This is a genomic window from Psychroflexus sp. MES1-P1E (assembly GCF_002836055.1).
Taxonomy (GTDB): Bacteria; Bacteroidota; Bacteroidia; order Flavobacteriales; family Flavobacteriaceae; genus Psychroflexus.
This window is the reverse complement of sequence record NZ_PJBS01000315.1, coordinates 37,013-45,787: the sequence shown is the minus strand read 5'-3', so window position 1 is coordinate 45,787 and position 8,775 is coordinate 37,013. Positions and strand designations below refer to the sequence as shown.

10 protein-coding genes are annotated in these 8,775 nt (G+C 35.7%); 8 read left to right on the top strand and 2 right to left on the bottom strand.

Annotation, left to right across the window (positions count from 1 at the left end):
• Window positions 1-329: 329 nt before the first annotated feature.
• The 3 genes from CXF67_RS12965 (at window position 330) to CXF67_RS12955 (ending at window position 3,428) form a co-directional block, all read left to right on the top strand.
• Window positions 330-914: a nucleotide exchange factor GrpE gene (locus tag CXF67_RS12965; RefSeq protein WP_102089128.1), complete on the top strand. Its 585-nt coding sequence runs from the start codon at window positions 330-332 to the stop codon at window positions 912-914.
• 6 nt (window positions 915-920) lie between these two features.
• Window positions 921-2,051, top strand: a complete 1,131-nt coding sequence (dnaJ, locus tag CXF67_RS12960) for a molecular chaperone DnaJ (RefSeq protein ID WP_102089127.1) — start codon at window positions 921-923, stop codon at window positions 2,049-2,051.
• 204 nt (window positions 2,052-2,255) lie between these two features.
• Complete coding sequence (locus CXF67_RS12955) at window positions 2,256-3,428, top strand: sigma-54-dependent transcriptional regulator (protein WP_102089126.1); 1,173 nt, start codon at window positions 2,256-2,258, stop codon at window positions 3,426-3,428.
• Here the strand turns inward: CXF67_RS12955 and CXF67_RS12950 are convergent.
• Entirely contained in the window at window positions 3,425-4,027 is a 603-nt protein-coding gene (locus CXF67_RS12950) for a hypothetical protein (protein WP_102089125.1), read from the bottom strand. The genes CXF67_RS12955 and CXF67_RS12950 overlap by 4 nt on opposite strands.
• A 199-nt stretch (window positions 4,028-4,226) precedes the next feature.
• Here CXF67_RS12950 and CXF67_RS12945 point away from each other — a divergent pair, with 199 nt between their 5' ends.
• The 3 genes from CXF67_RS12945 to CXF67_RS12935 are packed head-to-tail and all read left to right on the top strand — an operon-like array spanning window position 4,227 to window position 6,378.
• Window positions 4,227-5,591 (top strand): MATE family efflux transporter, encoded by a 1,365-nt coding sequence (locus CXF67_RS12945; RefSeq protein ID WP_102089124.1) that lies wholly within the window; start codon window positions 4,227-4,229, stop codon window positions 5,589-5,591.
• Window positions 5,591-5,815 carry a hypothetical protein gene (locus tag CXF67_RS12940; RefSeq protein ID WP_003440919.1) on the top strand — a complete coding sequence of 75 codons (225 nt, stop codon included), beginning with the start codon at window positions 5,591-5,593 and terminating at the stop codon, window positions 5,813-5,815. Before CXF67_RS12945 ends, CXF67_RS12940 begins: the two co-directional genes overlap by 1 nt.
• Complete coding sequence (locus CXF67_RS12935) at window positions 5,815-6,378, top strand: phosphatase PAP2 family protein (protein WP_102089123.1); 564 nt, start codon at window positions 5,815-5,817, stop codon at window positions 6,376-6,378. The genes CXF67_RS12940 and CXF67_RS12935 overlap by 1 nt, the downstream gene beginning before the upstream one ends.
• Window positions 6,379-6,392: 14 nt before the next feature.
• On the opposite strand, the gene meaB is transcribed toward CXF67_RS12935, so the two are convergent.
• Complete coding sequence (gene meaB / locus CXF67_RS12930) at window positions 6,393-7,472, bottom strand: methylmalonyl Co-A mutase-associated GTPase MeaB (RefSeq protein ID WP_102089122.1); 1,080 nt, start codon at window positions 7,470-7,472, stop codon at window positions 6,393-6,395.
• Window positions 7,473-7,559: 87 nt separating this feature from the next.
• On the opposite strand from meaB, the gene CXF67_RS12925 reads away from it, so the two are divergent.
• Together CXF67_RS12925 and CXF67_RS12920 are read left to right on the top strand one after the other, a co-directional pair.
• The gene (locus CXF67_RS12925) at window positions 7,560-7,988 is read left to right on the top strand and encodes an organic hydroperoxide resistance protein (protein WP_102089121.1); all 429 of its coding nucleotides are present in this window, start codon (window positions 7,560-7,562) and stop codon (window positions 7,986-7,988) included.
• A 76-nt stretch (window positions 7,989-8,064) separates the two neighbouring features.
• Window positions 8,065-8,748, top strand: a complete 684-nt coding sequence (locus CXF67_RS12920; RefSeq protein WP_102089120.1) for a peptidoglycan DD-metalloendopeptidase family protein — start codon at window positions 8,065-8,067, stop codon at window positions 8,746-8,748.
• Window positions 8,749-8,775 lie beyond the last annotated feature (27 nt).

Here is an 8,775-nt window from a genome sequence, read left to right as displayed (position 1 = left end):
TGTAGAACTGATCTTCTTTACCATTTGCATATCCTTTCAAGTGATTTTCTATACTCTCCTTTTCTTAACTTTAGATTGCTCTAAATTTATATTATATGATGTAGCTAAATCAAAAGTTACTGTGTTTTCCTTGACATCATAAGTTTCAGTTTTTATCGCTTTAACAAATTGCCACCCTAGCGATTAATTATGCTGAAAGAGAATTAATTGCTTTTCTTTTTAGATTTAAAAATTTATATCTAAAAATAGTCCAGAGTAGAATACTGTCATTATGGCATTAGAACACAATTGGCAATACATTTGCCTTAACATTCTTAAATTTGCAATCGATGAGTGAAAATAAATCAAACAAAGACGATATAGAATCAACACAAAATGATGTTGATGTCAATCCAAAAGCGGAAACTTCAGAAGTCCATGATCAACAAAGTGATGAAGTCGAGGATACTCCCGAAGTTGAGCTGTCTACAGAAGAGAGACTTCAGCAAGAGTTAGATGCTAAAGATGATAAGTACCTAAGACTTTTTGCTGAGTTTGAAAATTATAAGCGCCGAACTTCAAAGGAAAGAATGGAGTTGTTCAAAACAGCTAGCCAAGATGTGATGCAAGCTATGCTTCCCGTTCTTGATGATTTTGATCGTGCTTTACTCCAAATCAAAAAATCTGAAGATGAATCTCTTGTAGAAGGTATTGAGCTTATTAATACTAAACTAAGAGAAACTCTTATTCACAGGGGGCTTGAGGTAATGTCAGTAAAAGAAGGTGATGCTTTTGATTCTGAATTACACGAAGCTATTACCCAAGTGCCTTCACCAAGTGAAGACATGAAAGGTAAAATTATTGACGTAATTGAAAAAGGATATACATTGGGTGATAAAATTATAAGATACCCTAAAGTAGTGACTGGAAAATAAAATTTTATGAAAGAAGATTATTACGACATACTAGAATTATCTAAAGGAGCTTCACAAGTTGAAATTAAAAAAGCCTACCGAAAGATGGCTATTAAGTTTCATCCAGATAAAAATCCAGACAATAGCGAAGCTGAAGCCAAATTTAAAAAAGCGGCAGAGGCTTACGAAGTTTTAGGAAACGAAGAAAAAAGACAAAAGTACGACCAATTTGGTCATGGTGCTTTTGACGGTTCCCAAGGCTTTGGCGGAGGCGGTGGTGGAATGAACATGGATGACATCTTCAGTCAATTTGGCGACATTTTCGGTGGAGGATTTGGAGGTAGATCTCAAGAATTCTCCGGTTTTGGAGGTGGTTTTGGGGGTAGACAACGTGCTAAAGGTGGGAACCTGAGGATACGCGTTAGCCTTACACTAGAAGAGGTCGCTAAGGGGGTAGATAAAAAGATGAAAGTCTCTAGAAAGAAAAAGCCAGAAGATACTACATTTAGGACCTGCTCAACATGCGGGGGTTCTGGTCAAGTCACCAGAGTGACAAACACAATTCTAGGAAGAATGCAAACGGCATCCGTATGTACAGCTTGTGCAGGTTCGGGCCAAATTATTGATAAAAAGGGTCAAGGTACAGATGCTCATGGTCTAAAAATGGTCGAAGAAGCCGTATCCATTAAAATTCCATCAGGAGTTGAAGATGGTATGCAACTGAAAGTTTCCAACAAAGGAAATGAACCTGTTGGGGATGGTATTCCTGGAGACCTTATTGTTCTTATAGAGGTTAAGGAGCACGAAAGTCTTCAGCGTGACGGAGAAAATTTGCATTACGATCTCTACATCAGTTATCCTGAAGCTGCTCTTGGGGCTAGCAAAGAAATTCAAACTGTAAATAGTAAAGTGAGGATTAAAGTAGAGCCAGGTGTGCAGAGTGGTAAGATCCTAAGATTAAGAAACAAAGGTCTGCCTAATTTAAACGGGTATAGTGTTGGTGATTTACTTGTGCATATTAATGTATGGACGCCGCAAACCTTATCTAAAGAACAAAAAGAATATTTTGAAGAAAATTTAGGGGATTCAAACTTTGAACCTAATCCTGACCGAATGGACAAATCGTTCTTTGAAAAGGTAAAAGATATGTTCTCATAAGTTGGTTAACATTTAATTATATATATTTGAACATCGTTATTTTTTAGCGGTGTTTTTTTTCATAGCAATTTTTTCCCACTCTACATTGTAGGGTGGGTTTTGTTTTTTTAGAAGAACAGAATTTAAAATATATAAAAAAAGAAGATGCTTTTTTCTAAACCCTTAGATATGGTCTATATTTAATTTTTATAAATATGAAAAGCGATGTCCAAAATTTTAATTATTGAAGATGAAGATGCGATAAGACGTGTTCTCAAAAAAATATTACTTGAAGAAGAGCAAAACTACATTGTTGAAGAAGCTGAGGATGGTTTATTAGGTATTGAGCTCATTAAAAAGAACAATTATGATCTTATCCTTTGTGATATAAAAATGCCAAAAATGGATGGTTTGGAAGTCTTGTCAGCTTGTCAGAAACTAAATCCAGATCTTCCTGTAGTCATGATTTCTGGACATGGGGATATTGAGACTGCTGTAGAAACTATGCGTATGGGGGCTTTCGATTATATCTCTAAACCTCCAGATCTTAATCGCTTATTGAATACTGTAAGAATAGCTTTAGATCATACTCAATTGGCACAAGAAAACAAGCAGCTGAAAAAAAAGGTGTCTAAGAAATTTGAAATGATAGGTAATTCTGAGGAGTTGGAACAGATTAAATCTATGATTAATAAAGTGGCTCCTACAGAAGCAAGAGTTTTGATTACTGGTGAAAATGGTACAGGAAAAGAGCTTGTCGCTCATTGGCTTCACGAAAAAAGTGAACGAAATAAAGGACCATTTATAGAGGTGAATTGCGCAGCTATACCCTCAGAATTAATTGAAAGTGAACTTTTTGGTCACGTTAAAGGAGCCTTTACTTCTGCCAATAAAGATAGGGCTGGAAAATTTGAAGCTGCCAATGGAGGGACTATTTTTCTTGATGAAATAGGTGATATGAGTTTGTCTGCTCAAGCAAAAGTTTTAAGGGCTTTACAGGAAAATAGAGTGCAACGTGTAGGAAGCGATAAAGACATTAAAGTAGATGTGAGAGTTGTTGCAGCAACAAATAAAGACCTAAAGGATGAAATTGCTGAAAAGAGATTCAGAGAAGACCTATACCACAGGCTCGCTGTAATTCTTATTCATGTTCCTTCTCTAAATGAAAGACGAAGAGATATTCCAGAATTGATACAGCATTTTACAGAAAAAATAGCTGGAGAGCAAGGAACCAAGCCCAAAACCTTTGACGACAAAGCTATTTCAATTTTAGAACAACTGGATTGGACTGGTAATATACGAGAGCTTAGGAATGTTGTCGAGCGCCTTATCATATTAGGCGATCAGCAAATTTCAGATAAAGATGTGAAGCAATTCGTGCAACTTAAGTCGACCTAATTATTAAGCGCAGGAGGGACGTATTTTAAAAAATACATGATATCGCCACTCGGGTGTTCCCATTCTTTCACCATCTCAAACCCATACCTTCTATAAGCAATACTCACCTTTCTAACTCGAGTTTCCGCATAAATAGGCAATTGAAGTGATTTAGAAATACGATACATTTCGTCTTTCATCTTGTAGGGGGTTTTGTCGCTGCTGTTCCCTCTAGCATCAGGTAAAATCCCCCAAAACCAACAGTATAAAAATTCCCCTTCAGTGGGGCGTTGCTGCCTTACAAATTTTTGAGATTTCAAGGCTTTAAGTCCTTTTCTTAATCCTGTGACGTTGACGGCAAGTTTTAAGTCGCTCACCAATTCCGCCCAAAAACCATCGCTTTTCCCATCCATTTTGAAGAAAATAGCAATGCCTCTTCCATTATCAGAAACCAAAAGGGCCTCTTTATTTATGGCTTTCTCAACCATGTGCTTAGCTAAATATCTAAATCTTTCTTTCTTCTTGGAATCGTCTTTGACGATCTCTAGAGAAGTTGGTATTTCTTCTAGAAGTGTAGCTACATGGCCAATGATTTCATCTTTATCAAAATCTTGCTTCAAATCTGCTTGTTTTCAAGTTTAAAATTCAAATATAATTTAAAAATATTATCCATTACCTCTATTAGAAGAGCAAGTTTACGTCTACAGGTCTAAGTTGTAAATGATTCTAAACTTTTTTTGAGATTTAAAGATTTTACAACACCCGGTCTGCCTTTTTTAAATCCCAAAGCGTACTTTTGCACATCAAAAAAAAACAGCCTTGAATTTATCAACTTACACCAAAGAATTTCCCAAAAACTTCAGTCTTGCTTTCCCCATAATGATGGGACAGCTGGGTCATGTTTTAGTAGGTTTTGTAGATAATTTGATGATAGGTAATTTAGGAGCAGCTCCATTGGCAGCTGTTTCTTTGGGTAATACACTTATTTTTTTAGCTCTTTTTCTGGGTATAGGTTTTAGCTTTGCAATCACTCCCTTTATCGCAGAAGCGGATGGAGAAGCAGACATTCAAAAAGGGCGTGTGTTTTTTCAACATGGCTTAGTGATGTGTACTGTTAATGGAATTATATTATTTCTCCTCCTTTTATTAGCCAAACCTATTTTATATCACCTCGATCAACCTAAAGATGTTGTGGACTTAGCATTACCCTATTTAGATATTGTAGCATTTTCCTTGATTCCGCTGATGATTTTTCAGGGATTCAAGCAATTCGCAGATGGTCTTTCCATGACCAAATATGCTATGTACGCTATACTTTCAGCAAATGTGGTCAATGTTATTTTTAATTATTTATTGATTTATGGGGTTTGGTTTTTTCCAAGATTGGAATTAGAGGGGGCTGCAATTGGGACTCTTATCTCTCGAGTTTTCATGCTTGTTCTTCTGTATTTAATTTTAAGTAAGCGCCCTAAGCTCAAGCCGTATTTCGTGTTGATGAAAAAGTCTTTGAATAAGATAATATTTAAACGTTTGATTAATCTCGGTTTCCCTACGGCCTTACAGATGCTGTTTGAGGGGGGGATTTTTACAGCCACCGTCTTATTAGCAGGAACTTTAGGAACCAATGCTCAGGCTGCTAATCAAATTGCCTTAAACTTGGCCTCTATGACCTTTATGATAGCGGTTGGTTTGGGAGTCACTGCTACAATTCGCGTTTCCAATCAAAAGGGAAAAAAACAGTTTAAAACTTTAAGGGATGTAGCGTATTCTGTATTCTTACAAGTATTTATTATAGAAGGTTTTTTTGCGCTTGGGTTTATCTTGCTTAAAGGATTTTTACCTACTCTTTATATAGATGATGCAGAAGTCCTCATGCTAGCTTCGCAACTACTTGTTATTGCAGCCCTTTTTCAATTGAGTGATGGTTTGCAAGTTGTTATTTTAGGAGCTCTACGTGGTCTTCAGGATGTTAAGATTCCGACGTTGATTTGTTTTGTTGCTTATTGGCTAATTGGATTTCCTGTGTCTTATTTTGCTGGTAAAGCTGAGGCTCTAGGAAATATAGGTATTTGGCTCGGTTTACTCACTGGCTTAACAGCATCGGCTATTATGTTATATATTCGATTTAATATGCTCTCCAAAAAACAAATTCTTACTTTTGAAAAAACAAAATCTACTGCATAATGAAATTACCCCGGTTTATATTAGGTGATAATACAGATGTTCCAGATTCTATATTTATTATTCATACAGAATTCCCGAGATTTATCATCGATCTAAAAACAGATGATATTGAGTGGTTTGAAAATTTTGATGTTGAAAATGAAGAAGAATTTCTTGAGGAAACCAATAATCTAGTAAAAGAAGCTAGTGAATTTTACGATAGAGAAGTAGATCGTTATCAATAATGTTGGAAACTCTAAAACAGATAGATCGCGAACTTTTTCTTTATCTCAATAATCTTGGAATTAAAGAATGGGATTGGTTTTGGGTGCTACTTACCGAAAAGGAAACCTCCATTCCGCTTTATGTTATTCTTTTATTTTTGATTTTCAAAAAAATACGATTGCGAGGACTATTGATTACAGTAGTTGTTGTAGCGTTAATGATCACTTTTACAGATCAGACGGCTAACTTTTTTAAAGACAGTTTTCAAAGATTACGACCTTGTAACGAATCCTTTATTGAATACGGTAGGTTTTTGGCTAAGCGCTGTGGTAAATATGGCTATTTCTCTGGGCATGCCATCAGTTCTTTTGCGGTTGCAACTCTAGTGTCCAATGTTTTGAAACCTTACTATAAATATGTATTTTACTGGCTCTTTTTCTGGGCTTTTATGGTAACTTATAGCCGTATTTACGTTGGAGTTCATTATCCAGCAGATATTTTTACTGGAGCAGTTTTTGGAATAGCCATTGGGTTTTTGTTTTATAAATTATGTAAGTACCTGCGATTCAGGTTCGATAAATAATTCAAAAGCAAGACTTACAATTTTGCTTTCTTTAAAAGATAATCTGCAGCTTCAAAGGGACTTATTTGTTGAGATTGAATCTTTTTGAGGACTTCAGGAAATTCAGCTTTAATGGTTTCATTTTGGTAGAATTCTCTTTTTAATGAATCTTCGATGGTTTGCGTCAGCCAAAATTGATTTTGATCGGCTCGTTTGTTTTCAAAAAAACCGTTAGATTTTACTATCGTAGCATATTTTGAAATCATAGTCCAGACCTTCTCAATTCCTACATTATTTAGAGCGCTTGCTAATTTAACTTTAGGAGACCATCCGTTTTGTTTTGCTGGGTACATGTGTAATGCATTAGTGAATTCAACTTTAGCTCTCTTAGCAGGTTTAATATTTTCACCATCCGACTTATTGATGATAATAGCGTCCGCCATTTCTATGATGCCCCGTTTGATGCCTTGCAATTCGTCTCCTGCTCCTGCTAGCTTCAATAATAAAAAGAAGTCAGTCATACTATGTACTGTAGTTTCACTCTGTCCAACGCCAACAGTCTCAACAAGTAAGATGTCAAATCCTGCAGCTTCGCATAGTAATATACTTTCCCTTGTTTTTCTGGCAACTCCACCCAGAGATTCACTAGATGCAGTTGGTCTAATAAAGGCATTAGGCTCTTGAACCAATTTTTCCATTCTTGTCTTATCTCCAAGAATACTTCCTCTAGACACAGAGCTTGAAGGATCCACTGCTAATACTGCTACTTTGTGACCTTTATGAGTAAGACGAAGACCCAATTGCTCAATGAAAGTGCTTTTACCAACACCAGGTACTCCCGTAATACCGATTCTTAGAGATTTATTGGCATGAGGTAAACACGATGAAATGACTGTTTTTATATCATCAGTATGCCTTTTACTTCGACTTTCAATTAGGGTAATAGCTTGACTTAAAGCTGTTTTATTTCCTTTTAAAACACCTTGTATAAGCTCATTAATATCTTTTTTCTCTCGCCTCAAAGATTTAATCCTCTCAGCAGAGATAGCGCTCAAATTAGAAAGAGAATCGCTTTTTTTCTCCTGAAGTGCTGATTTATTTTTTGAAGAAGGCATAGTTTTACATTTAGTACAAATTTATGAATTCATTTTTTTAATGTGCTACTGTGATTAGTATATTCGATTGAATTAAAATTTAAAATAATGAAAACACTTTATACTGCGAAAGCTACAGCAAAAGGAGGAAGAAAAGGACATGTGAAAACCGAAGATGGTTCAATAGATTTACCACTGAGTATGCCTAAAGAACTCGGAGGAGATGGTGCAGAAGGAGTTAACCCTGAACAGCTTTTTGGATCTGGATATTCTGCTTGTTTTGGAAGTGCCTTAAGTCTTGTTGCTGATAAGCATAAAGTTGATTTAGGAGATTTTAGTGTATCAGCTTATGTGAGTATTGGTAAGGTTGAAGATGGAAATCTACAGTTATCCGTAATTTTAGATTCTTACTTACCTGGTGTGGAAGACATCAAGACTGGGGAAAATTTAATAAATGAAGCTCATGAGCTATGTCCATTCTCAAGAGCGACAAGAGATAATATAGATGTCACTCTCAATCTTTTAAGAGACGAGTAATCGATTGCTTATAAAATAGTTTAAAACCTCAGTACTGCTGGGGTTTTATTAGTTTAAAGTTTTAATACTTACTTATATGTTGAGTTTATTAAAAAACCACTTATCAGAAGAGTTCTTTTCTATATTAGGTCCTGACTTTTCTGAAAAGGATTACATTCACTTAGATTTATCTTCACAAAAAACATCTGAAGTTAACTTAGATTTATCAACAGAATTCGCCCTAGAAAGCCATATCCATTCTTATTTGAACCAGAAAAAGGCTAAAGCCGCCTTTGGAGGATATTTGGAACAAAGAAATCTTTATTCTAGAAGCTCTTATTTTGGTATAGAAACTGCAGGAAACAAAAGGGATATCCATTTAGGTCTTGATATTTGGGCACCTTCAGACACTCTTATCTATGCGCCTACATCTGGTGTAGTGCATAGCTTAAAGAATAATATAAACCATGGAGACTATGGGCCAACACTAGTTTTGGAACATCATATCCATAAACTTCGTTGGTATTCTTTATATGGACACCTCGCTTTAGATACCTTGTCTAAGTTTAATATTGGAGAAAGAATCACTAAGGGAGAAGCTTTTGCTAGTCTTGGGTCTAATGAGGTTAATGGAAATTATCCTCCACATTTACATTACCAATTAATCTTTGATTTGGAAGATTACGTTGGCGATTATCCAGGAGTGTCTTCTAAAGGAAAACTTAACCATTACCGCAATAATTGTCCTGATCCCAACCTTATCCTAAATTTTGAAATCTAACTTTTTAACAATAGTTTACCTATGGCC